Raw genomic sequence first — 22,529 nt, forward strand, 5'->3', positions numbered from 1 at the left:
GGGATCTCCAGGCGCAATCAACTGGCGCATGGTTCCAGGGCATGCGCTGACCGAAGGTTCGGATAGCATCATTATACGCGGGAAAACAATGATCGATCGACTGCAGGCCTCAGGCCGTTTCGAAAATCTCGATGGCGATGTCGGCCGGCCGGGAATTGTCGATGATCCGCTTTCCGTTCGGCAGGTCGTTGCCGTAGAGCTTCCATTCGATGCCGGCGGTATCGAGGCCGTAGTGGATCCAGCGCTGCCGCAGGCGTTCCTCCAGGACCTCATAGGACGGACCGACGAAGATCGTCAGGTCGAACATGCCGGCAAGCCGCGACCAGGGAGCCTCGTCGAGCAGCAGATAGTTGCCTTCCGCCAAGATGATGCGCGTCTCCGGCGCGATCACCCGGGCCGAGGCAATGGCGATCTCGCGGGCGCGGTCGAACACCGGCACGAGAACCTCCTCGTCTGCCTTTCGTACTGCCGCGACGATATCGATAAAGGCGCGAACGTCGAAGGTTTCCGGCGCGCCCTTGCGTTTCAGCAGGCCGCGCGCTTCGAGGACGCCGTTGTCCATGTGAAACCCGTCCATCGGCAGGACGGCGGATTTTTCGCCGCGCCGCGTCAGCTCTTCCTGGAGGGCATCGGCAAGCGTGGATTTGCCGGCCCCGGGAGGGCCGGCAATGGCGACGACGAAACGCGGCAACGTCCCGGCCTTCTCGACGACAGCGTCGGCAATGGCCGCAAGCGTCGTGGTCATGCGGCGAGCGCCTCCGGCGGCACCTTGGCGCCGGTCATGAAGGCAACGGCATCCGACATGGTGTATTCCTTCGGATTGATGACGCAGAGGCGTTTGCCAAGCCGGTGGATGTGGATGCGGTCGGCCACCTCGAACACATGTGGCATGTTGTGCGAGATAAGCACGATCGGCAACCCGCGGGCGCGCACGTCGAGGATCAGTTCCAGAACACGGCGGCTTTCCTTCACCCCAAGCGCTGCCGTCGGCTCGTCGAGGATGATGAGCTTGGAGCCGAAGGCTGCGGCGCGGGCCACGGCCACGCCCTGGCGCTGGCCGCCGGACAGCGTTTCCACCGCCTGGTTGATGTTCTGGATCGTCATCAGACCGAGTTCCGACAACTTGTCGCGAGCGATCTTTTCCATCGCCGCATGATCGAGCATGCGAAACACCTTGCCGAGCGGCCCGGATTTGCGAATTTCCCGGCCGAGGAACATGTTGTCGGCGATCGAGAGCGCCGGCGACAGAGCAAGGTTCTGGTAGACAGTCTCGATGCCCGCCTTGCGCGCCTCGATCGGCGAACGGAAGTTCACCACCTCGCCGTCCAGGCGGATTTCACCTTCGTCCGGATGGATGGCGCCGGAAATCGCCTTGATCATCGAAGACTTGCCGGCGCCGTTGTCGCCGATCACGGCCAGGATCTCGCCCTTGTAGAGATCGAAATCGGCATGGTCGAGGGCGGTGACGCGGCCGTAGCGCTTGACGATGCCACGCGCGGTGAGAATGGGTTCCTGAGCCATCAGCCTGCCACCTTTCTGATCCATTGGTCGATTGCAACGGCGGCGATGATGAGCACACCGATCAAGAGATAAGTCCATTGCGGGTCCGTGCCGATCAGGCGCAGGCCGAGCTGGAAGACGCCGACGATCAGCGCCCCGAACAGCATGCCCATGATCGAGCCGCGGCCGCCGAAGAGCGAGATGCCGCCGATCACCACCGCGGTGATCGATTCGATATTGGCGAACTGGCCCGCCGTCGGCGAAACCGAGCCGATGCGGCCGATCAAGGTCCACCCGGCAAGCGCGCAGATCAGGCCCGACAGGATATAGACCGACATCAGCATCTTCTTGACGTTGACGCCTGAAAGCTCGGCGGCCTCAGGGTCGTCACCAACCGCGTAGACATGCCTGCCCCAGGCGGTCTTGTTCAGCACATACCAAAGGATGCCGACGAGAAGCACCATGGCGATCACGCCGTAGGTAAAGACGGCATTGCCGATGCGGATATTGGTGCCGAAGAACTGGAGGATCGGCGCGCTGGTGCTGATGTCCTGGGAGCGGATCGTCTCGTTGGCGGAATAAAGGAAGTTCGACGCCAGCACGATCTGCCACATGCCGAGCGTGACGATGAAAGGCGGCAGCTTGATGCGCGACACCAGCCAGCCGTTGACGGCGCCACAGAGCCCACCGACGGCAATACCGCAGATCACCGCTATTTCCGGCGGAAAGCCGTAGCGGAAGGTAAATTGCCCCATCACCACCGACGAAAGCACCATGATCGCACCGACGGACAGGTCGATGCCGGCCGTCAGGATGACCAGGGTCTGCGCTGCGCCGACGATGCCGGTGATTGCCACCTGCTGCAGGATCAGCGTCAGGGAAAAGGCCGAGAAGAACTTCGAGCCGAGTACCGATCCGAAGACGATCAGCGAAAGGACCAGCACGATCAGCGGCACCGCCGCCGGCCTTTTATGCAGAAAGTGCTGGGCCCTCTGCAAGGGTGTCTTGTCATGCGTATCAAAGGAAGCAACCTGCTTCGAACTGCCACTCAGGACCTTTTCGAATTCCTGTGATGGCTGTGAGGCTACTGTCGGTTCGCTCATGAAAAATTCCTCCCGCCTCTTAAAACCGTTCCCGTCGGTATGGGCTCTCCCACCCCATGCCCCTGCGCAGCGCACCGACAGGTGGTGGGCAGGGCAAGAGTGGAAGTGTGCCCACGGTTATGGCGTTTTGTCAAAATGACAGGGTCATACCTTAAACGAAGGGCGGCCGAAGCCGCCCCTCGTCCCATTCAATGACGAGGCATCAGCCCCAGCACTTGTCCGTGCCAGCCTTGGTGTCGATCGATTCAACGCCAGCCGCGGGCTTGTCGGTCACGAGCGACACGCCCGTATCGAAAAAGTCCTTGCCTTCGGTCGGCTTCGGCTTTTCGCCGGTGTCGGCGAATTTCTTGATCGCTTCGATGCCGAGCGAGGCCATCAGCAGCGGATACTGCTGGGACGTCGCGCCGATGACGCCCTCGGCGACGTTCTTGACGCCCGGGCAACCGCCATCGACCGACACGATCAGCACGTCCTTCTCCTTGCCGACGGCCTTCAATGCCTCATAGGCACCGGCAGCGGCAGGCTCGTTGATCGTATGAACGACATTGATGGACGGATCCTTCTGCAGGAGGTTTTCCATGGCGGTGCGGCCGCCTTCCTCATTGCCGTTGGTAATGTCGTGGCCGACGATGCGCGCATCGTCTTCGTCGCCGATCTTGTTGGCATCCTTCGGATCGATGCCGAAGCCAATCATGAAGCCCTGGTCACGCAAGACGTCCACGGACGGCTGGGACGGCGCCAGATCGAGGAAAGCCACCTTGGCGTCCTTGGCCTTGTCGCCGAGGGTCGCCGCAGCCCACTGGCCGATCAGCTTGCCTGCGAGAAGATTGTCGGTTGCGAACGTGGCATCGGCGGAATCGGCCGGCTCAAGCGGCGTATCCAGCGCGATAACCAGAACACCGGCGTCGCGCGCCTTTTGTACGGCCGGCACGATACCCTTGGTATCGGAAGCCGTCAGCAGAATACCCTTGGCACCGTCGGCGATGCAGGTTTCGATCGCCGCGACCTGGCTTTCGCTATCACCGTCGATCTTGCCGGCATAGGACTTCAGCTCCACGCCGAGTTCCTTCGCCTTGGCTGCGGCACCTTCCTTCATCTTGACAAAGAACGGGTTGGTATCGGTCTTGGTGATCAAGCAGGCCGAAACATCAGCGGCCTGCGCAGGTGCAGCAAAAACAACGCCGAGCGCAAGCGCGCCGAGAGCGGCGGAAACAATAGTCGTCTTCATGAAATCCTCCCAAGGATTGAAAATAGGAACCGGTCTCCCGGCTCGTCAGGCCTCGCCCGCCACAACATCTCCACTGCTGCGGTTGGCGCTTCCGGTCACAAAACAAACACCAAAATCAAATCCTGTCAATAAATAAATCAAATTGAATTATTAAAAAATTGTGGCATTCTCTGGCCAGAAAATGTGCATGCGCTTTTCACCAGAGCAGCGCGCGCACAAGATGGAATGAAGGCGCAATCAGGAGGCCTGTCCGAAAAACACCCAGTTCGGACAGGAGGTGGCGCTGACGGGAGGATCAGGGGCATGACAAGACAAGCCGACTCCGGCACTGCCCTGCCGATACCGGACGTTCTGGATCCTGGCGGCGGCGCAAACCTCAGCCGTGTCCGCGCCTATAACGAGCGACTGGTCATGTCGCTGGTGCGCCGTCACGGCAGCCTCTCGAAAGCCGATATCGCCCGGCGCTCCGGCCTCTCCGCACAGACGGTCTCCGTCATCATGCGGGCGCTCGAAAAAGACGATCTGCTGATGCGCGGCGATCCGGTGCGCGGCCGTGTCGGCCAGCCCTCCATTCCCATGCGGCTCAATCCGGATGCGGTCTACTCCTATGGCGTCAAGATCGGCCGGCGCAGCTGCGACCTGGTGCTGATGGATTTCGTCGGCAATATTCGTCTGCAACTGCACCAAATCCACGCCTATCCGATGCCGGACGAGATCCTGTCCTTCATCGCCGAGGGAATACCGAAGCTCGAAAAGATGCTGACGGACGAGCAGCGCGGACGCATTGCCGGTGTCGGCATCGCAACCCCCTTCCAGCTGTGGAGCTGGGCCGACGAGACCGGTGCGCCAAGGGAGGCGATGGAGAGCTGGCGCGGTTTCGACCTGCGCGGCGAAGTGGCCGCGCGCACGCGTCATCCCGTGCTGATGCAGAACGATGCCACAAGCGCCTGCGGAGCGGAGCTCATCTTCGGCGTCGGCACATCCTATCCCGACTTTATCTATTTCTACATCGGCTCCTTCATCGGCGGCGGCATCGTCTTGAATTCCTCGCTGTTTTGCGGCCGCACCGGCACGGCCGGCGCCGTCGGGCCGCTGCAGGTTTCCGACAAAAACGGCAAGCCGCAGCAGCTGCTGAAGATCGCATCTATCTTCGTGCTTGAAAATCTGCTGCGCGAAAGGGGCATCGATCCGAAACCGCTCTGGTACTCTGCCGATGAATGGATCGACTTCGGCGAGCCGCTCGAGACCTGGATCCAGTTGACTGCCACAGCCCTCGCCCAGGCGATCGTCTCGGCCGCCTCGATCATCGACTTCGGCGCTGCGGTGATCGACGGCGGCTTCCCCGACTGGGTGCGCGCGCGCATTGTCGTCGCCATCCGCAAGGCCGCAGGCGAGCTTGATCTCGAAGGCGTCATCATGCCAGAAATCATCGAGGGCGCCGTCGGCGCCCAGGCCCGCGCCATCGGCGGAGCAAGCCTGCCGCTTTTCTCCCGCTATCTCATCGATACGAACGTTCTTTTCAAGGAAACAGTCTGATGCTGAAAGGTCTGAACCCGATCCTGAGCCCCGAGCTTCTGGCGACGCTACGGGCAATGGGTCATGGCGACGAAATCGCGCTGGTCGACGGCAACTATCCGGGCCTCGAACATGGCCGCCGGTTGATCCGGCTCGACGGTCATCATCTGATCCCGGTTCTCGACGCAATCCTGAGCGTCATGCCGATCGATGATTTCGTTCCGGAGGCGATTTTTCGCGCCACGGTCAAGCAGGACCTCAATGCGCTCGATCCCGTGCATCGCGACATCATCGCCTGCTGCGCCAAGCATGAGCCCGATCGCGTTGTCACGCCCCTGCTCGGACCGGACTTCTACCCAAGGGTCAAGGCCGCGCATACGGTTGTCCAGACCAGCGAACCCCGGCTCTACGGCAATGTCATCCTGCGCAAGGGCGTAATTTACCCCTGATGCTTGCTCCAAAACAAAAAAGCCCGCCGGATGGTCCGGCGGGCCTTTTTTCTGTCAGTCTGCCAGTAGTCAGGCGCGGCCGGCGTTGGTCGACAGCCCGGTGCGGGCATCGACCGAGATCGATCCCGGACCGAAGGCAGCGAGAACCAGGAAGCCGCCGGCGATCGTGATGTTTTTCATCATCATGATCTGGTTGAACATGCTCAGCATGCCGTTTGCCTCAGGCGAGAAGGTCGGAACGTTGATCGGCCCGCCGTGAAAGACGAAAGCGGTGAACACGCAGAAGGCAGCAAGCAGATAGGCGGCGATGCGGGTCTGGAAACCGACCAGAACGGCAAGTCCGCCGATCAGTTCGAACAGGCCGGCGAGGTAGGTAAGAGCCGTTGCTGCCGGAAGGCCAGCATTGGCGATCATGCCGGCGGTCGAGCCAGCGTCGGTCAGCTTCGAAAAGCCGGACATGATGAAGATGATGGAAAGCAGAATGCGTCCGACGAGGACAACGGCGTTTTGCGGCATGGAAAAGACTCCGGTTTTTGGTTCGTTCTGGCGCTAGATTTATCTAGCAATTCCAAATTCATCCAGCCCATCAAGACGAAACAGATCGTTCACAATAACAAAACAGCGAACTCAGGTCGTCAACATTGCGTGATTAGGTGCCCGCTCAGGAAGCCGACCATCGCAATTCCATTGGAACCGCATGGAGATATGGCGCCCAATCTATTTTCATGGTCTTTTTTGTTGCAACCCCTTGAAGACTGGGAGAAGAATTTCGCAGCGACGGAAATGAACTTGGGGACGGGGAAGCAGATGAGTGAAATCAATAAAAGTCCCGCCTTCTGGCGTTCCTTTCCGATCTTTGAAGAGTTCGACAAGGAGACGGTGGCGGCTGTCGCAGCCCTTGCGACCTATCGCAAATGGACTGCAGGGACGGTGATCTTCCAACGCGGCGACGAAGGCAATTACATGATTGCCGTCCTGTCCGGCCGCATCAAGCTCTCGCTGATCACCCCGCAGGGGCGGGAATTGCTTCTTCGCCACATCGAGGCTGGCGCGCTGTTCGGCGAAATGGCCATTCTCGATGACCAGCCGCGCTCGGCCGATGCGACCGCGATCGCCGTCACAGAAGGTTATGTCATCGGCAAGAGGGCCTTTCTCGACTTCATCACCCATACGCCGAACGCCGCCGAATCGATCATCCGCTATCTCTGTTCACAGCTGCGCGATACGACGGACCGGCTGGAAACGATCGCGCTCTACGACCTGAATTCGCGTGTTGCCCGCTTTTTCCTGGCGACGCTCAAGCAGATTCATGGCAACGAACTGCCGGAAAGCGCCAACCTGCGCTTGACACTCAGTCAGTCTGACATTGCCGGCATTCTCGGCGCCAGCCGCCCGAAGGTAAACCGCGCCATCCTGGCGCTCGAGGAATGCTCGGCCATCAAACGGGCCGACGGCGTCATTACCTGCCATATCGGACGGTTGAAGAAGATCGCGGAACCCGAAGAGGAATAACGCCTTGAAAAGCTTCCGCCTGCCCCGGGTCAGGCCGCTCTTCGCCGGAGCGGCGGCAAGCGTTTTGAGTGCATTGTTCCTGTTCTTCTCCGCAGGGCCGGTGCTCGAAACACAGCGAGAGCTTTTCTTCGATTCGCTCACCCAATGGGTGCCGGCGCCGCAATCCGATCAGATCGCTGTCATCGACGTGGACCGGAAATCGCTGCAGCAGACCACGGAGAAGAGTTGGGGCCGGGCCGAAACGGCCGATCTTCTTTCCCGGTTGTCGGCAGCCGGTGCGAAGGCTGTCGCGATCGATTTCATTTTCAGCACGGCCTGCGATCCCGCCGAGAAATCCAATGCCGCGCTGACGCAGGCGATTTCGCGCGTGCCGGTCATCCTCGGTTTTCTGATCGCGGATGGCGGCCCCGAGCATCCGGCGCCCGTTCCGCCCGTCGCGGTCCGGCGGCCAGTGGCGATCCCCGACCTGTGGTTCATCGATGGCGCCGAAGCCTCCTGCCCGTTTCTGCAGAAAGCCTCACGTTCTGCGGCCGCCGCTTTTCTCGTTGGCGACGAAGATGCCCGCATCCGCCGGGTCCAGGCCTTTTCGATCCTTGGCAACGATGCCTATCCGGCGCTCGGGATCGAGGCGGCACGCCTGGCTGCAGGCGGCCGCACGCCGATCCTCGGCGGGCAGCCGGCCTGGTTGAAGCTCGAAGCCCGGCTGATCGAACTGGATGAGGATGGCAGCCTGCGGTTTGCCGCGAGCCCCGCGGCCACGATTGCCGCAAGGACGGTATCGGCGGGCGACGTGCTGAGTGGCGCCGTTGCGAATCAGCGGTTCAAGGGCAAGACGGTCTTCATCGGCAGCAGCCTTCCCAATCTCGGCGGCTTGCGGTCCACCGCCTCGATGCCGCTCGAACCCTCCGTGCAAATCCATGCCGACATCGCCAATGCCGTGCTGACCGGCTTCATCCCCAAACGCGATGCGCAACTGCCGCTCTATGAAGCGGCTCTGGCCTTGATCGGCGGGCTGCTGGTCGCCTTTGTTGCCACCCGCCTGCGACCAGTGACATCAGCGCTGCTGGGTCTCTCGGCGATTTCCGCGACGATTGCGGCGGCCGCGGCGATCTATGCCACCTCGGCGCTTCTGGTCGATGCCGTCGGCATCAGCCTCGCCCTCGTCTTCGTGCTCTCCGTCACCAGCGTGTTGCAGTTCGCCCGGGTGCGGCGGGCGGAATCGGCGGCGCGCAGCAAGTTTTCGCAATACCTGCCGCAATCCGTTGTCGCCCGCTACATCGACAACCCGGATGACGGCCGCGTTGCCGGCGAGGAGCGCCCGGTGACGGCACTTTTTACCGACATCGAGGGCTTTTCCACCCTGTCTCAGAAGCTTGCGCCGCGCGACCTCGTGACCCTGCTCGATATCTATTATGCGGAGGTGAACGGTCTGGTCGCCCGCTATGGCGGCATGGTCGACAAGGTGGTGGGGGACGCTGTGCACGCCTTCTTCAACGCGCCGGAGGATCTTGCGGACCACGTCAACAAGGCGATCGACTGCGCCGAGGCGATCCGGGCGCTGACGGAGGAAATGCGTCGCCGGCCGGGCTTCGTCGAACACCAGTTCGGCCGCACGCGCATCGGTATCGAAACGGGGATCGCCATGCTCGGCGAAGTCGGAGCCGGCGGCAAGCTGGACTATACCGCCCATGGTGACGCCATCAACCTTGCTGCCCGGCTTCAGGAAGCCAATAAGTTCCTCGGGACCGCCATCTGTATCGGCCCGGAGGCTGCGGTTCAGAGCGGCCGCGGGTTGCGCTCGCTCGGCATGCACGAAATCCGCGGCTTCGGCGAAATGGAACTGTTCACCACCGAAGCCTGAAGCGACCTCAACGCCTCAGGCCGACACTCGCATAGGCTTCGACGATTCTGGCTTCCTTCCAGACGACGGGCTCCGTCGGCGCATCGCCTGGTCGGGCGATCTCGACACCTTCGCCGGCGCCCACCAGCCGCTCAACGCCGCCGCCATCGACCGATACCTGGCCATGTTCGACGAAGACAGCAAAAACGCCGCGGTTCGGGCCGGCGAAGAATTTCGTGCCGCGCACGCCGATCATGCCGAAGGTGGTGCGCAAGGCGAGATCGATCTTCGCAAGACCTTCCGGCCGGTCAAAGACCATCTGCCCCATGCCGAGTTCCATGGTACCGCCCTGGCCAGCGATGAAGCTGTCGATCAGCAGTTCCGTCTCGCTGCCGAGCAGGATACGGGTATCCTCGAGTTGCAGGTCGGCGAAGCTTTCCGCGGCGGTCCGGACAAAGTCGTTGTCCATGATCTGCGCGCCCGTCGCCAGTCCCTCTTCCTTCTCCGCCCGCTTGAGGCTGACCTTGCCACGCACGTCGGCCGCCTTGCCGATGACAGTGCTTGCCTGCGTTGGAATGGCGGTAAAAACGCCTACGGCCAAAGCGCAACCGGCAACGAACGTTCGCCGTCCGATAAGGACCTGCCGCACCGGGATATCATCACGCGTCATTGCCCTTCTCCTTGTTCAAACAATCCGGCTTTCGAAGCAGATCCGAGCGACAGACCGGGAAGCCTGCATGCGAACACGCCCCTTGGGCGGGTTGTTTTCATTCTTCCTCCCTGGCGAGACGAAACGCTGTTTCCCAAGGAACAGCCGTGAACCGGGCTGTCTCATAGGGTCGCACAAACACCAGGGAGAACGCCATGAAAAACGAAACCGACACGCGCATTTCAGTGATCAACGCGATCCTGCTCGCCGCCGTGAGCCTGCTTTCGGTTGCAGCGATCGCCATCCCCTCCGCCCGTGCTGCCTCGCCGATGCTTGCCGCCGACCAGTGCGATGCCGAAGCCGGCAGCGAACACGACCTGCAGCGCAACCTGTCCTTTCGTCCGGTGGCGACCGAGAACCTGCGCATCGGCGTTGCCCTTTCGGCTTGCCGCGAGGCGTTCAACCAGGGCAGCGGCCCGCGCCAGACCTTTCAGCTCGCCCGCGTGCTCCATGCCGCCGGCCAGCATACGCAAGCCTTTCGGATGCTCGAAAAAGCGTCGGAGGAAGGGCATGCGGTTGCGATGGTGAACTATGCGGTCATGCTCGGAGAAAGGGGCGATCACGAAACCGAATTTTCGCTCTACCAGAAGGCGGCCGCCACAGGGAACATCCTCGCTGCCTACAATCTCGGCGTCGCCTATCGTGACGGCGTCGGCACTGCTGCCAATGGTGCGCTTGCCGCGCGGTGGTTCGAAAGGGCATCAGTCGCCAAGGACAATCTCGGCGCCTTCAACCTCGCCGTCATGCTGGATGAAGGCACGCAGATTCCGGAAGACAATCAAAAGGCCGCACAATTCTACAGGCTGGCCGCCGATCGCGGTAATGTCGACGCGATGGTCAATCTTGGCTTGATGCTGGAAAACGGAGAGGGCATGCAGGCCGACCCGGTTGCCGCCACGGCCATGTTCGCGAAGGCTGCCGAGAGGGGCGACGCATTCGCCATGGCGAAGATCGCCAAGCTTGAGATCGATACGGCAATGACCGGCAGCATCGAGCCGAACGAACAGGCAAACCTCGTTCTGACAAAATCGGGCCGCATCAAGTGAGGCAGCCGCATCCGAGAAACCGCCCGCGGCCCGCCGATGCCGTTCAGCCGCGCGCCGTCCGCTGGCCGGGCAAGAAGCGCCCACTGCGCGACATGGTCGCCCGGTTTAAAACGTAAGTATACGCTGACGTATCCGTCAGCGTATTTCCCCGGCCTGCGGCCCCCAGGTATCGGTCAGCGCAAAACCCTCGGCCAGTGGATCGAACGGATCGAGCGCCACCTGATGCAGGCCGAAGGTCCAGCCGCGGCCGGAAATCGTTGGGATGATCGCCGGGCGACCTGCAACTTCGGTGACGCTTTCCAGCCCCACCTCGAATTCCGAGCCGATGATGGAACGCGACTTGAAGACATCGCCCACCTTTGCCAGGCCGCGTGCGTGCAAGGTTGCGAGATTGGCAGAGCTGCCGGTGCCGCAGGGCGAGCGGTCGACGCGGCCGGGCCACATCGTCGTGCAGGTGCGGACGGTCCCGTCGGCTTCGGTATCGCGGAACATCACATAGGCGACGCCCTTGATCTCCGGAATTTCCGGATGGACGACGGGGATCGTGCGGTTGACGAGGTCCTTCAGCATCATGCCGGCCTCGACGATCCGGCGGGCGTTGGCCTTTTCGATCGTCGTGCCGATCTGCGCGACATCGACCAGCGCATAAAAGACGCCGCCGAAGCAGAGATCCATTTGGATCCGGCCCCAGTCGGGCGTCTCCACCTCGACATCCAGTTGCTGCACGAAAGACGGCACCATGGTGAGCTTGACACGCTCACAACGGCCGTCGCGGCAGGTAGCCGTGGCCTTGACGAGGCCGGCAGCGGTATCGAGCATCACCACCGTTTCCGGTTCCTTCATCTCGACAATGCCGGATTCCAACAGCGCCGTCGTCACGCAGATCGAGTTCGAGCCGGACATGGCATGCGCCTGGTCGGCCTGCAGGATGATGAAACCGGCATCCGCCTCCGGCCGCTTTGGCGGCACCAGCAGATTGACCGAGCCGATCGAGCCCGAGCGCGGTTCAAGGCAGAGGAAACGCCGTAAGCTGTCATCGACGGTATTGATGTGGTTCAGCTGTTCGGCGATCGAGTTGCCCGGGATTTTCGGCACGCCGCCGATCGCCACCTTGCCGATCTCGCCTTCGCAATGAACGTCCAGCAACTGGATCGTGCGTTTCCATCTCATCACTTTACCTCCGATACGAAAAATCAGTTCCAGCCGCGCATCAGCGCCGCGTCTGCGGCAAGCTCGGCCATGAAGGCGCGTTGGTGTTGCAGCGCTTCTATCGCAGTGTCGCGCGTGGTGGCCTCAAATTGCAACCGCGCTCCCACCGGTGCCTGCGCCAGTTTCCAGAGGTCCGCCTCGATGACATTGGCGATCTTCGGATAGCCGCCACAGGTATTGGCCTCGGTAAGCTGGATGATCGGCTGGCCGTTCGGCGGCACCTGCACCGTGCCGGGCATGATACCATGCGAAAAGAGTTCTAATTTGCGGGTAAGCGTCAATTCCGGCCCGCTGAGGCGATAGCCCATGCGGTTGGCGTCATTGGTGATCAGCCAGTCGGTTTCATGAAATTTCGACAGCGCTTCGTCCGTGAAGGCCGCATATTCCGCGCTCGGCAGGACGCGCAGAAGTATCGCCTCGTCGTTTTCCGTCGCAAACCCGCGCAGCGCCGACACATCCGCGCCGTAGCCGCCTTCCATCCTCAACACTTTGCGAGACGTCCCGGCAAGCGCCAGCCTGTCGCCTCGGTGCAACCCGCGACCCTCGAACCCGCCGAAAACGCTCTTGAGATCGGTGGAACGCGAGCCGAGCACGAGCGGCACGTCGATACCGCCCTGGAAGGCGATGACGGCGCGGGCGCCGGAGCGCGGCAGGCCGAGCGTCAGCACCTCGCCCGCCTTGGCATTCATCGCCCACCAGCCGGGAACCTGCCGATCACCGAGCTTTGCCGGGCAATCGGCACCGGCCACGGCGAAGACCGTGTCGACGTCGAACCGCAACCGGAAGGGAAACAGAGCCACCTCGATGCCGGCTGCGCCTTTGTCGTTCCCAACCAGCATGTTGGCGACTTCGAGCGCCGGGGCATCCATCATGCCGGAGCGTCCGACGCCGGCATTGAGATAGCCGGTACGCCCGAGGTCCTGAACGGAATTGACCGCGCCGGTCGACAGGATTTCGATCATGCCCTGACCTCGATCACACGGAAGCGGATGCGGTCGCCCGGCCTGCAGGCCGACGGCGGATCGCGCAGCGGGTCGAACAACGGCACCTCTGTCTTGCCGATGATGTGCCAGCCGGAGGGCGCCGTGCAGGGCATGATGCCGGCCTGGGCGCCGCCGATGATCACCGAGCCGACCTTCACTTTCATACGCGGGACAGCGCGGCGCGGCATGGCGAGGGCGGGATCAAGCCCGGAGAGGTAGACGAAACCCGGCATCGCCCCGACAGCCGCCACCGAGTAGACCGCCTCCGAATGCCTGCGCACCACCTCATCGACGGTCAGCCCGGCATGCGCCGCGAGCGGGGCCAGGTCCTCTCCAGTGGCTCCGCCGTAAACAACAGGTATTTCGACATCTCGGCCCGCAATAGCATCCGGCACCACCGTTCGCCAGGCATCGAGAAGATGATGCTCGATGATGGCTGGCGGGATCAGGAGCGGATCGAACACGATCATCAGGTTGTTCATTCCCGGCACGGTCTCGGCCACGCCTTTGATGGCCAGCATCTCTGCCGCAACTGCCCAGATTCGCGATTGAACATCGTCCGAAAAAACGGCCCCGGCAGCGTCGAGCAGGATGGCCCCCGCGCCTTGCGTACTCAATCTGGGAGAGACAACTTCGGTCACCTGAGAAAATCCACTGAACGAAATCCAATCTGCCTACTGATATATCAGCTTTATGGTCTTGCCTAGCCACTATCGGGTTGAGCGGTTCAAGCGTGATGTCCACTCTGCCCGCTGTGCCGGCTTTTGCACCGCTGCCTTGGCTCTGGTGTCCGAGCACTTCGCGGGTTGGCGTATATCCGCTTCAAGCCTGGTTATTGGGATCGGTCGGTCAGAAGACCCCGCTGTTGTTGTTTCAAGAGCTTGCGCGAATTTGGCAACGATGGTGATCGTCGGGTTCCTCACCTGCCGTTCGATGCCGGAGACATAGGTCCGGTCTATCTCCGCACGATCGGCAAGCTCCTCCTGCGAAAGGCTCAACCGCTTCCTGGCTGCCTTGATGTTTCGAGCGAGTATCGCGCGCACGTTTTCCATGGCACGATAGGCGAGAAATGAAGACGATAAGACCACGGACAATGAGTCTCTATTTCTGCTTTCATCGAAGCCTTGTAGATTATGGGCTACATCGCGCTTTATCGGGTTGGTGCGATGTTCGATGTAGTTGCTTACGTGTTTTCGTGGCTGGTACTGATCGTCTTCGGCGGTCAGGTGCTTATCTTCATTGGCTTGGTCACGTGGATGGTCTGGACCGACGCCATCAAGCCGAGATTGATTCCCGCAGCCGAAATCGATCGCGTGGCCGACGGCATAATCGCTGGCTATCCGGACCCGGGGGAGGAAGCTTTCGCGCGGCACGAGCGCGCGTGGTATCGCAGCGATGGCGCGGGGCAGACCTACTGGCATCGAGTGCGGAATGCTGTCAGACGGCGGCTGGAGCCGCCGTGAAGCCCACTATTCGAACAGCGGCCCTATCCATCAGCCGCCTTGCGACGGGTCTCGTCTTCGCTGTTCACGACCACTCTGCGTGCCGGTTCTGGTCACGTGCATCACACGCACAATTCTGCGCCATCTGTAATTTGACTGGAGGCTTGCGCAACCCGTCAATCCTCCTTCGCGACTACCGAGCGGCGCATCCTGACATTTCCCTCGTTCGCGACATAGGCTAGGATCGACTTTGCCCGATCACCCAACAGCTGGAAAAAGCCTTGAACACCAAACCCTTGAGCGTCGATCTGAATTCCGACATGGCCGAAGGCTTCGGAGCCTACCGGATGGGCGACGATGATGCGATCCTGAACGTCGTCACATCGGCCAATATCGCCTGCGGCTTTCATGGCGGCGATCCGGAGATCATGGCGGCGACCTTTGCGCTGGCGAAGGAGCGCGGCGTCGCCGTCGGCGCCCATCCCGGCTTTCCCGATCTCTGGGGCTTCGGCCGCCGCAATATCCCCTTCTCGGCCGGCGAAATCGAACGGCTGGTCGCCTATCAGATCGGTGCGGCGCAGGCGATGTCTGCCTATGCCGGCCATCCGATCACCCATGTGAAGACACATGGCGCACTCGGCAACCTCACCCAGCAGAACGCCGAGGTGGCGATGGCCGTCAACCGCGCCATCAAGGCGGTCGATCCGTCCCTCGTCTGCCTTGTCATCGCGCTCGGCCACCAGCAGCGGCAGGCCAACGAGATGGGGCTTAAGACGGCATCCGAAATCTTCGCCGACCGGGCCTATACGGAAGAAGGTTATCTCGTCGATCGCAAGATCGCCGGCGCGGTGATCCACGATCCGGCCGAGGCCGCAGCGCGCGTCATCCGCATGGTCCGCACTGGTGCCATCGAGACCATCACCGGCAAGAGCATCGCGACCCCGATCCATTCGATCTGCGTTCACAGCGATACGCCGGCCGCCGTTGCCATCGCGGCGACCGTCCGCCGCGGCCTTGAAGCCGATGGCATCGCGGTAAAGAACTTCCTTTCCTGATCCCTGCCGAAACGAGACACTCATGGACCTCGACCTGATCGAACGGCTGATGCGCCTTCTGGAAAAATCCAGCGTCAACGAATTGGAGCTGACGGAAAACGGCACCCGCATCCGCCTGTCGAAGACGGTTGCAGCGCCCCGGCCAAGCGCTTCCAGCGCTGCGTCTTCGTCGGCCGGAACTCACGCGGACGCGACCGCCTCCGCCTCCGCGGCCGGACCGAAAGAACATATCATCGTCGCCGGTTTACCCGGCACCTTCTACCGCTCGCCGCTGCCGGGTGAAGCGCCCTTCGTCGAGATCGGCGCCCTTGTCGAGGACGGCCGCAAGCTTGCCATCATCGAGGCCATGAAGATGATGAACCCGGTGGAGGCGGACTGCGCCGGCCGTGTCAGCGCAATCCATGTAGCAGACGGCGCGTCGGTCAGCGCGGGCATGCCGCTGATGACGATCGAAAAGACCGTGTGAGCGATGCAAAGCGAAGACATCCAAAGCGTGATCGCACTGATGAAGCGGCACGGAATTGCCGCCTTCGACTACGAGCACGGATCCGTTCAGCTTCATTTGACGCTGGGTGCCGATGGCACAGCGGCGCCTGTCCCGGCCGGGACGTCAACTCCCGATACGATCCGCTCGCCCGGCGTCGGCATTGTTCTCCACGCTCATCCGGCAAATGCAGGTCCGGCGCCGGCGCTGCCGCGAAGGGCCGCGAAAGACGAGGTCGTTGCCTACGTCAAGACGGGCCTGACACTGCGCTGCGTTGTTGCCACGAGGGATTGCCGCCTTCACCGCGCTCTCGCCGCTGAAGGGACCGGCGTCGGCTATGGCGACGCGCTGTTTGAAGTCGCGCCGTGAAGGAATAGTCCCAATTATGTTGCTTGACGCCCGGGCCCGCCGCGCCCAAGCCTAGTGGTGATTGTTCGTAATTCCTTTATAACGGACTTACCAAAGATGACGAAGCTGATCGTCTTCACCGACCTGCATATGGTGCCCGAGGGCACGTCGATCATCGGGCTTGATCCGTTTCAGCGGCTGTCCGCCGGCATCGCGCATGTCAATCGCTATCACCCCGACGCGGACCGGGTGATCGTCATGGGCGATCTGGCGCACCAAGCTGACCGGCCGTCCTATGAGCGGCTCAGGGGTCTACTGGACCAGTTGGCCGTGCCGCTCGCCATCACCATCGGCAATCATGACCGGCGCGACATCTTCCTCGACGTTTTTCCCGGTGTCGCGCAGGACACGGACGGTTTCGTGCAGCAGGCCATCGATTTTGCCGATTGCCGTGTCATCATCCTCGATACTCTGTTTGCGCCGCCTTACGACTATCCGCGCAGCCATGCCGGCTTTCTCTGCACCAAGCGCCTCGCCTGGTTCGACCGGCAGCTGGAAACGGCCGGCGATCGGCCGGTACTGCTCTTCATGCATCACCCGCCGCACGCGACCGGCTTTACCGGCATGGACCTCATGCGGCTGATCAACGAGGTCGACTTCTACGACGTGGTCAAGCGCCACGGCAATGTGCTGCATATCTTTGCCGGCCATGTGCACCGGACGATTTCCGGTTCCAGCCGCGGCATCCCCTTCTCGGTTTTCAAGAGCCCGGTGCACCAGCAACCCATGCCCTTCGACGCGCCGGACGCCTCCCTCTCCGTTGACGAACCCGCCGCCTACGGCATCGCAGTCATGACGGATACGGGCGTTCTGGTGCATACCGAAGACTACGAGATCGCGGTTCGCGAAGCAGTGGTGGCTTGATTTTTCATCTTCTCCCCAGCGGGGAGAAGTGCCGCGTGAAACGAGGCGATGAGGGGGTAGTTGGCACATTCGGAGTTTGTGATTCCCCCTCATCCGGCGCTTTGCGCCACCTTCTCCCCGCTGGGGAGAAGAGGAAGGCCGCAGCCTTCCGCCTTTTCCCGATTCCATGCTACCCTATGCGTCATGACCCTTACCGTTCCCACCGAAGATTTCGACTGTCAGAGTTGCGGCGCCTGCTGCAGCTATTCCGAAGATTGGCCACGGTTTTCGCTGGAGACGGACGAGGAACTGGACCGCATTCCGGCTGAATATGTTTCCGCCGATCTCGGCGGCATGCGCTGCGAGAATAATCGCTGTTCGGCGCTGGACGGCAAGCTCGGTGTTCATGTCGGCTGCAGGATTTATGCCGTGCGGCCGATCGTCTGCCGCACCTGCATGCCGGGCGACGATGAGTGTCTGATGGCACGCCACAAGCTGTCACAGAAGGTCCTGCTCTGACTTAGGATCGTCCGGCAGGTTTCCAGCTCTGCCGTATGATACACGGCTATGGCGACTATGTTCTGTGAAATATTCGCCATGTGCGCCATTTTACCGGATGGATATTCTGGAACCTCTACCCTATTTTTGGGCAGGACTTGATGGCGCTCCGCGCCAGTTCAGAGGGACGACATCGATGAGCCAGCCGCAGAAGACCCCGCAGACCAAACCCGCCCCCCTGCCCTTCGAAAACTTCGCGCCGCCGATCGCCACGCAGACGACGCTTCGGCAAGCGATCACTGCCGCCTACCGCCGCCCGGAAACCGAATGCCTGCCTCCGCTGGTCGAGGCCGCGACGTTGCCGGACGATATCCGTGCCCGCGCCAAGGCCACCGCCCGCAAGCTGATCGCAGCACTGCGCGCCAAACACAAGGGCTCCGGCGTCGAGGGATTGGTGCATGAATATTCGCTGTCGAGCCAGGAAGGCGTGGCGCTGATGTGCCTGGCCGAGGCGCTCTTGCGTATTCCCGACACCGCGACCCGTGACGCGCTGATCCGCGACAAGATCGCCGACGGAGACTGGCGCTCGCATATAGGCGGCGGCCGCTCCCTCTTCGTCAATGCCGCCACCTGGGGCCTCGTCGTCACCGGCAAGCTGACCGCCACCGTCAACGACCGCAGCCTCTCCGCCGCACTCAGCCGTCTGATCGCGCGGGCCGGCGAACCGGTGATCCGCCGTGGTGTCGACATGGCGATGCGGATGATGGGCGAGCAGTTCGTCACCGGCGAAACCATCGAGGAGGCACTGAAGCGCTCGCGGCCGCTCGAAGCCCGCGGCTTCCGCTATTCCTACGACATGCTCGGCGAGGCCGCCACCACGGCGGCCGACGCCAAGCGCTACTATACCGACTATGAAAACGCCATCCACGCCATCGGCAAGGCATCGAACGGCCGCGGTATCTATGAAGGCCCTGGAATCTCGATCAAGCTGTCGGCCCTGCATCCGCGCTATTGCCGCGCGCAAGCCGCCCGTGTCATGAGCGAACTCCTGCCGAAAGTGAAAGCGCTGGCGGCGATTGCCAAGCGCTACGACATCGGCCTCAATATCGATGCAGAGGAGGCCGACCGGCTGGAGCTTTCGCTTGACCTGCTCGAAGCGCTGCGCCTCGATCCGGATCTTTCCGGCTGGAACGGCATGGGCTTCGTCGTCCAGGCCTATGGCAAGCGATGCCCCTTCGTGCTCGATTTCATCATCGATCTGGCGCGCCGTTCAGGCCACCGGATGATGGTGCGCCTCGTCAAGGGCGCCTATTGGGACGCCGAGATCAAGCGTGCCCAGGTCGACGGGCTCGACGATTTTCCAGTCTATACCCGCAAGATCTATACCGACATCTCCTATATCGCCGGCGCGAAGAAGTTGCTGGCCGCAATCGACGTGATCTTCCCGCAGTTCGCCACCCACAATGCGCAGTCGCTCGCGACGATCTATGAAATGGCCGGGCGTGACTTCGGGGTCGGCGACTACGAGTTCCAGTGCCTGCACGGCATGGGTGAACCGCTTTATGACGAGGTGGTCGGCAAGGCCAATCTTAACCGCCCGGCCCGCATCTACGCGCCAGTTGGAACGCATGAGACGCTGCTTGCCTATCTGGTGCGCCGCCTCCTGGAAAACGGCGCCAACTCCTCCTTCGTCAACCGCATCGCCGATCCGGCCGTGTCCATCGAAGAGCTGATCGCCGATCCGGTCGATACCGTCCGCTCCATGCCGGTGGCAGGTGCGCCGCATGACCAGATCAAGCGACCGGCCGATCTCTATGGCGGGCGCCAAAACTCCGCCGGTCTCGACCTTTCCAACGAAGCGTCGTTGTCAATGTTGTCCGATGTATTGAAAGCGAGCGCCGCGATCGAGTGGACAGCCGCCCCGCAGCTCGGATCACAGACCCTGCGCGGCGAAAGCCGGGCCGTGCTCAATCCCGGCGACCATCGCGACACGGTCGGCTCGGTCATCGAGACCGCCGAGGACGATGCCCGTCGTGCCGTCCAGATCGCCCTTGCCGAAGGCGCGAAGTGGAGAGCCGTGTTGCCGGCCGAGCGCGCCCGACGCCTAGTGCGCGCCGCCGATCTCATGCAGGCGCGGATGCCGACACTGCTCGGCCTGATCGTCCGCGAGGCGGGCAAATCGCTGCCGAACGCGATTGCCGAGGTGCGCGAGGCGATCGATTTCCTGCGCTATTACGCCGAACAGGCGACCCGCACACTCGGCCCGGCACATCAGGCCCTTGGGCCTGTCGTCTGCATCAGCCCATGGAACTTTCCCCTGGCGATCTTCACCGGGCAGATCGCCGCGGCACTCGTCGCCGGCAATCCGGTGCTGGCCAAGCCAGCGGAAGAAACGCCGCTGATTGCGGCCGAAGGCGTGCGCCTCCTGCATGAGGCCGGCATTCCGCCGGAAGCCTTGCAACTGCTTCCGGGCGACGGCCGCGTGGGTGCTGCCCTCGTTGGTGCAGAGAATATCGCCGGGGTCATGTTCACCGGCTCGACGGAAGTCGCCCGGCTCATCCAGGCCCAGCTTGCCGATCGCCTGTCGCCTTCCGGCCGGCCGATCCCGCTGATTGCCGAAACCGGCGGCCAAAACGCGATGATTGTTGACTCGTCGGCGCTGGCCGAGCAAGTCGTCGGCGACGTCATCGCGTCGGCCTTTGACAGCGCCGGCCAGCGCTGCTCGGCGCTGCGCGTGCTGTGCCTGCAGGATGATGTCGCCGACCGCGTTCTCACCATGCTGAAGGGCGCGCTGCATGAACTCGATATCGGCCGCACCGACCGGCTTTCAGTCGATGTCGGCCCGGTGATCAACGCCGAAGCCAAGGGCATCATCGAGAAGCATGTCAAGGCCATGTCCAGCCTCGGCGCCAAGGTCGAGCAGATCGCGCTTTCGCCGGCCACTGCCGAGGGCACCTTCGTGCCGCCGACGATCATCGAACTGAAGCAACTTTCCGACCTGAAGCGCGAGGTCTTCGGCCCGGTCCTGCATGTCCTGCGCTACGAGCGCGATGATCTCGACCGGCTGATCGACGATATCAACGCGACCGGCTACGGCCTCACCTTCGGTCTGCACACCCGCCTCGACGAAACCATCGCCCATGTCACGTCCCGCATCAAAGCCGGCAATCTCTACGTCAACCGCAACATCATCGGCGCCGTGGTCGGCGTGCAACCCTTCGGCGGGCGGGGCCTCTCCGGCACAGGTCCGAAGGCCGGCGGCCCGCTTTATCTCGGCCGCCTGGTCACGATGCCGCCGGTTCCGCCGCAGCACAGCTCCGTGCACACTGACCCGGTATTGCTCGATTTCGCCAAATGGCTGGATGGCAAGGGCCTCAAGACCCAGGCGCAGGCCGCGCGCGAGACCGGCAGCCAGTCGGCACTGGGCCTGACAACCGAGCTTGCCGGCCCTGTGGGCGAGCGAAATATCTATGCGCTGCATCCGCGCGGGCGCATTCTGCTCGTGCCGGAAACTGCAGATGGCCTCTACCGCCAGTTGGCCGCTGTCCTTGCCACCGGCAACAATGCCGTCATCGACACGGCGTCCGGCGTCAAGAACGCCTTGACCGCGCTTCCGGCCACGGTCTCGGCCCGGATTTCGTTCACCTCTAACTGGAAGGCGGATGCTCCATTTGCCGGGGCACTGACCGAAGGCGATGCGGACCGTATCCGCGCCGTCAACAAACAGATCGCCGCCCTGCCCGGTCCGCTGGTCCTCGTCCAGGCGGCGTCAACGGAGGAGCTTGCCCGCAATCCCGATGCCTATTGCCTGAACTGGCTGCTGGAAGAAGTCTCGACTAGCATCAACACCGCGGCAGCAGGCGGCAATGCGAGCCTGATGTCGATCGGGTAGGACGAAATGGAGTGTTTGGTAGCACCGGAGTTACCCCCTCTGTACGGCGCTCTCCAATCTCCCCCTTGAGGGGGAGATGTTACGAAGTGACAGAGGGGGGTTCCTTGCTCGATACATTCTTCCCTGCAATAACCCAACAATGTACACCCTGAAAGAAACTGTCACCTTCGCCCAGGAAATCAAGAAGAGCCGCTTCCTGGCCATCTGCGGCCCCGTCAGTAACGAGGACGAGGCCAGGGATTTCATCACGCGGCATTCCGACCCCACGGCCACCCACAACTGCTGGGCCTTCCGTATCGGCCAGACCTATCGCTTCAACGATGCCGGCGAACCGAGCGGCACGGCCGGAAAGCCGATCCTGCAGGCGATCGACGGCCAGTCGCTCGATCATGTCGTAGCCCTCGTTGTCCGCTGGTTCGGCGGCACGCTGCTCGGCAGCGGCGGCCTCATTCGCGCCTATGGCGGCACGGCGGCGATGTGCCTGCGCGCGGCGAAAAAGACAGAGGTGATCGAAACCATCGGTGGCACCGTCGCTTGCGAATTTGCCGACCTTTCTCTCATCAAGGCCCGGCTTGTCGGCATGGGCGTGACGATCGCTTCCGAGACCTTTACCGCCACCGGGGCAGAGCTTGCTTTGCAGCTCCCCAAAGGCAGTTGCCAAGCCGCCTCGGCCATCATCCTCGACCTCAGCCGCGGCAGGGCAGCCCTCATATTGGAAGACTGACTTATGCTTTCGCGGGAAAGCCATTTAACACATTGAAAATAATTCAGATTTCTCCACATTTGCACCGGTCCGGAAAGATTGAACGCTGG

Annotated in this window: 23 protein-coding genes; 13 read left to right on the plus strand and 10 right to left on the minus strand. The window is 62.2% G+C overall.

Translation table 11 applies throughout. The features are described from left to right. Positions 1 to 109: 109 nt before the first annotated feature. From ACSQ2Z_RS19675 to ACSQ2Z_RS19690, 4 genes are all read right to left on the minus strand, one after another. Positions 110 to 745, minus strand: a complete 636-nt coding sequence (locus ACSQ2Z_RS19675) for a nucleoside triphosphate hydrolase (protein WP_436082756.1) — start codon at positions 743 to 745, stop codon at positions 110 to 112. Beyond that, entirely contained in the window at positions 742 to 1,521 is a 780-nt protein-coding gene (locus ACSQ2Z_RS19680) for a sugar ABC transporter ATP-binding protein (RefSeq protein WP_113004600.1), read from the minus strand. Before ACSQ2Z_RS19680 ends, ACSQ2Z_RS19675 begins: the two co-directional genes overlap by 4 nt. Beyond that, positions 1,521 to 2,603 (minus strand): ABC transporter permease, encoded by a 1,083-nt coding sequence (locus tag ACSQ2Z_RS19685; RefSeq protein WP_436082757.1) that lies wholly within the window; start codon positions 2,601 to 2,603, stop codon positions 1,521 to 1,523. Before ACSQ2Z_RS19685 ends, ACSQ2Z_RS19680 begins: the two co-directional genes overlap by 1 nt. A gap of 202 nt (positions 2,604 to 2,805) precedes the next feature. Next, positions 2,806 to 3,831 (minus strand): sugar ABC transporter substrate-binding protein, encoded by a 1,026-nt coding sequence (locus ACSQ2Z_RS19690; RefSeq protein ID WP_436082758.1) that lies wholly within the window; start codon positions 3,829 to 3,831, stop codon positions 2,806 to 2,808. A gap of 303 nt (positions 3,832 to 4,134) precedes the next feature. Between ACSQ2Z_RS19690 and ACSQ2Z_RS19695 the strand changes: the two genes are divergently transcribed. Continuing rightward, positions 4,135 to 5,367, plus strand: coding sequence for an ROK family transcriptional regulator (locus ACSQ2Z_RS19695; protein ID WP_436082759.1), 1,233 nt, complete (start codon positions 4,135 to 4,137; stop codon positions 5,365 to 5,367). Then, positions 5,367 to 5,795, plus strand: coding sequence for an RbsD/FucU family protein (locus tag ACSQ2Z_RS19700; protein ID WP_436082760.1), 429 nt, complete (start codon positions 5,367 to 5,369; stop codon positions 5,793 to 5,795). Before ACSQ2Z_RS19695 ends, ACSQ2Z_RS19700 begins: the two co-directional genes overlap by 1 nt. Before the next feature lie 69 nt (positions 5,796 to 5,864). Here the strand turns inward: ACSQ2Z_RS19700 and ACSQ2Z_RS19705 are convergent, their stop codons facing one another. Continuing rightward, positions 5,865 to 6,311: a DoxX family protein gene (locus tag ACSQ2Z_RS19705; RefSeq protein WP_436082761.1), complete on the minus strand. Its 447-nt coding sequence runs from the start codon at positions 6,309 to 6,311 to the stop codon at positions 5,865 to 5,867. Positions 6,312 to 6,602: 291 nt separating this feature from the next. On the opposite strand from ACSQ2Z_RS19705, the gene ACSQ2Z_RS19710 reads away from it, so the two are divergent. Both ACSQ2Z_RS19710 and ACSQ2Z_RS19715 read left to right on the plus strand, forming a co-directional pair. Continuing rightward, positions 6,603 to 7,307, plus strand: a complete 705-nt coding sequence (locus ACSQ2Z_RS19710; RefSeq protein ID WP_436082762.1) for a Crp/Fnr family transcriptional regulator — start codon at positions 6,603 to 6,605, stop codon at positions 7,305 to 7,307. Positions 7,308 to 7,311: 4 nt separating this feature from the next. Then, positions 7,312 to 9,168, plus strand: a complete 1,857-nt coding sequence (locus tag ACSQ2Z_RS19715) for a CHASE2 domain-containing protein (RefSeq protein WP_436082763.1) — start codon at positions 7,312 to 7,314, stop codon at positions 9,166 to 9,168. A 7-nt stretch (positions 9,169 to 9,175) separates the two neighbouring features. Here the strand turns inward: ACSQ2Z_RS19715 and ACSQ2Z_RS19720 are convergent, their stop codons facing one another. Continuing rightward, positions 9,176 to 9,796, minus strand: coding sequence for a FecR family protein (locus ACSQ2Z_RS19720; RefSeq protein WP_436083133.1), 621 nt, complete (start codon positions 9,794 to 9,796; stop codon positions 9,176 to 9,178). A gap of 215 nt (positions 9,797 to 10,011) precedes the next feature. Here ACSQ2Z_RS19720 and ACSQ2Z_RS19725 point away from each other — a divergent pair, with 215 nt between their 5' ends. Further along, positions 10,012 to 10,902: a tetratricopeptide repeat protein gene (locus ACSQ2Z_RS19725; RefSeq protein WP_436082764.1), complete on the plus strand. Its 891-nt coding sequence runs from the start codon at positions 10,012 to 10,014 to the stop codon at positions 10,900 to 10,902. Positions 10,903 to 11,037: 135 nt separating this feature from the next. Here ACSQ2Z_RS19725 and ACSQ2Z_RS19730 read toward each other — a convergent pair whose 3' ends face one another. The 4 genes from ACSQ2Z_RS19730 to ACSQ2Z_RS19745 all read right to left on the minus strand — a co-directional run bounded on the left by ACSQ2Z_RS19730 (position 11,038) and on the right by ACSQ2Z_RS19745 (position 14,146). Beyond that, positions 11,038 to 12,072 carry a proline racemase family protein gene (locus ACSQ2Z_RS19730; protein WP_436082765.1) on the minus strand — a complete coding sequence of 345 codons (1,035 nt, stop codon included), beginning with the start codon at positions 12,070 to 12,072 and terminating at the stop codon, positions 11,038 to 11,040. Positions 12,073 to 12,095: 23 nt separating this feature from the next. After that, positions 12,096 to 13,073 (minus strand): biotin-dependent carboxyltransferase family protein, encoded by a 978-nt coding sequence (locus tag ACSQ2Z_RS19735; RefSeq protein WP_436082766.1) that lies wholly within the window; start codon positions 13,071 to 13,073, stop codon positions 12,096 to 12,098. Beyond that, complete coding sequence (gene pxpB, locus ACSQ2Z_RS19740; RefSeq protein ID WP_436082767.1) at positions 13,070 to 13,735, minus strand: 5-oxoprolinase subunit PxpB; 666 nt, start codon at positions 13,733 to 13,735, stop codon at positions 13,070 to 13,072. The genes ACSQ2Z_RS19735 and pxpB overlap by 4 nt, the downstream gene beginning before the upstream one ends. Positions 13,736 to 13,804: 69 nt before the next feature. After that, complete coding sequence (locus ACSQ2Z_RS19745) at positions 13,805 to 14,146, minus strand: helix-turn-helix domain-containing protein (RefSeq protein WP_436082768.1); 342 nt, start codon at positions 14,144 to 14,146, stop codon at positions 13,805 to 13,807. Between the two features lie 114 nt (positions 14,147 to 14,260). Here ACSQ2Z_RS19745 and ACSQ2Z_RS19750 point away from each other — a divergent pair, with 114 nt between their 5' ends. The 8 genes from ACSQ2Z_RS19750 (at position 14,261) to ACSQ2Z_RS19785 (ending at position 22,440) form a co-directional block, all read left to right on the plus strand. Continuing rightward, the gene (locus tag ACSQ2Z_RS19750) at positions 14,261 to 14,557 is read left to right on the plus strand and encodes a hypothetical protein (protein WP_436083134.1); all 297 of its coding nucleotides are present in this window, start codon (positions 14,261 to 14,263) and stop codon (positions 14,555 to 14,557) included. 260 nt (positions 14,558 to 14,817) lie between these two features. After that, on the plus strand, positions 14,818 to 15,591 hold the full coding sequence (locus ACSQ2Z_RS19755) for a LamB/YcsF family protein (RefSeq protein WP_436082769.1): 774 nt from the start codon (positions 14,818 to 14,820) through the stop codon (positions 15,589 to 15,591). A 22-nt stretch (positions 15,592 to 15,613) separates the two neighbouring features. Beyond that, positions 15,614 to 16,057 carry an acetyl-CoA carboxylase biotin carboxyl carrier protein gene (locus ACSQ2Z_RS19760; protein WP_436082770.1) on the plus strand — a complete coding sequence of 148 codons (444 nt, stop codon included), beginning with the start codon at positions 15,614 to 15,616 and terminating at the stop codon, positions 16,055 to 16,057. Between the two features lie 27 nt (positions 16,058 to 16,084). Beyond that, positions 16,085 to 16,444, plus strand: coding sequence for a hypothetical protein (locus ACSQ2Z_RS19765; protein WP_436082771.1), 360 nt, complete (start codon positions 16,085 to 16,087; stop codon positions 16,442 to 16,444). 96 nt (positions 16,445 to 16,540) lie between these two features. Then, entirely contained in the window at positions 16,541 to 17,347 is an 807-nt protein-coding gene (gene spdA / locus ACSQ2Z_RS19770) for a 2', 3'cyclic nucleotide phosphodiesterase SpdA (protein WP_436082772.1), read from the plus strand. A gap of 183 nt (positions 17,348 to 17,530) precedes the next feature. Next, the gene (locus tag ACSQ2Z_RS19775; RefSeq protein ID WP_436082773.1) at positions 17,531 to 17,845 is read left to right on the plus strand and encodes a YkgJ family cysteine cluster protein; all 315 of its coding nucleotides are present in this window, start codon (positions 17,531 to 17,533) and stop codon (positions 17,843 to 17,845) included. A gap of 175 nt (positions 17,846 to 18,020) precedes the next feature. Next, positions 18,021 to 21,716 (plus strand): trifunctional transcriptional regulator/proline dehydrogenase/L-glutamate gamma-semialdehyde dehydrogenase, encoded by a 3,696-nt coding sequence (gene putA, locus ACSQ2Z_RS19780; RefSeq protein ID WP_436082774.1) that lies wholly within the window; start codon positions 18,021 to 18,023, stop codon positions 21,714 to 21,716. Positions 21,717 to 21,855: 139 nt separating this feature from the next. Then, on the plus strand, positions 21,856 to 22,440 hold the full coding sequence (locus tag ACSQ2Z_RS19785; protein ID WP_436082775.1) for an IMPACT family protein: 585 nt from the start codon (positions 21,856 to 21,858) through the stop codon (positions 22,438 to 22,440). The last annotated feature ends 89 nt before the right edge of the window (positions 22,441 to 22,529 follow it).

Origin of the sequence: Pararhizobium sp. LjRoot235, assembly GCF_964254145.1 — a bacterium.
Lineage (GTDB): Bacteria > Pseudomonadota > Alphaproteobacteria > Rhizobiales > Rhizobiaceae > Pararhizobium.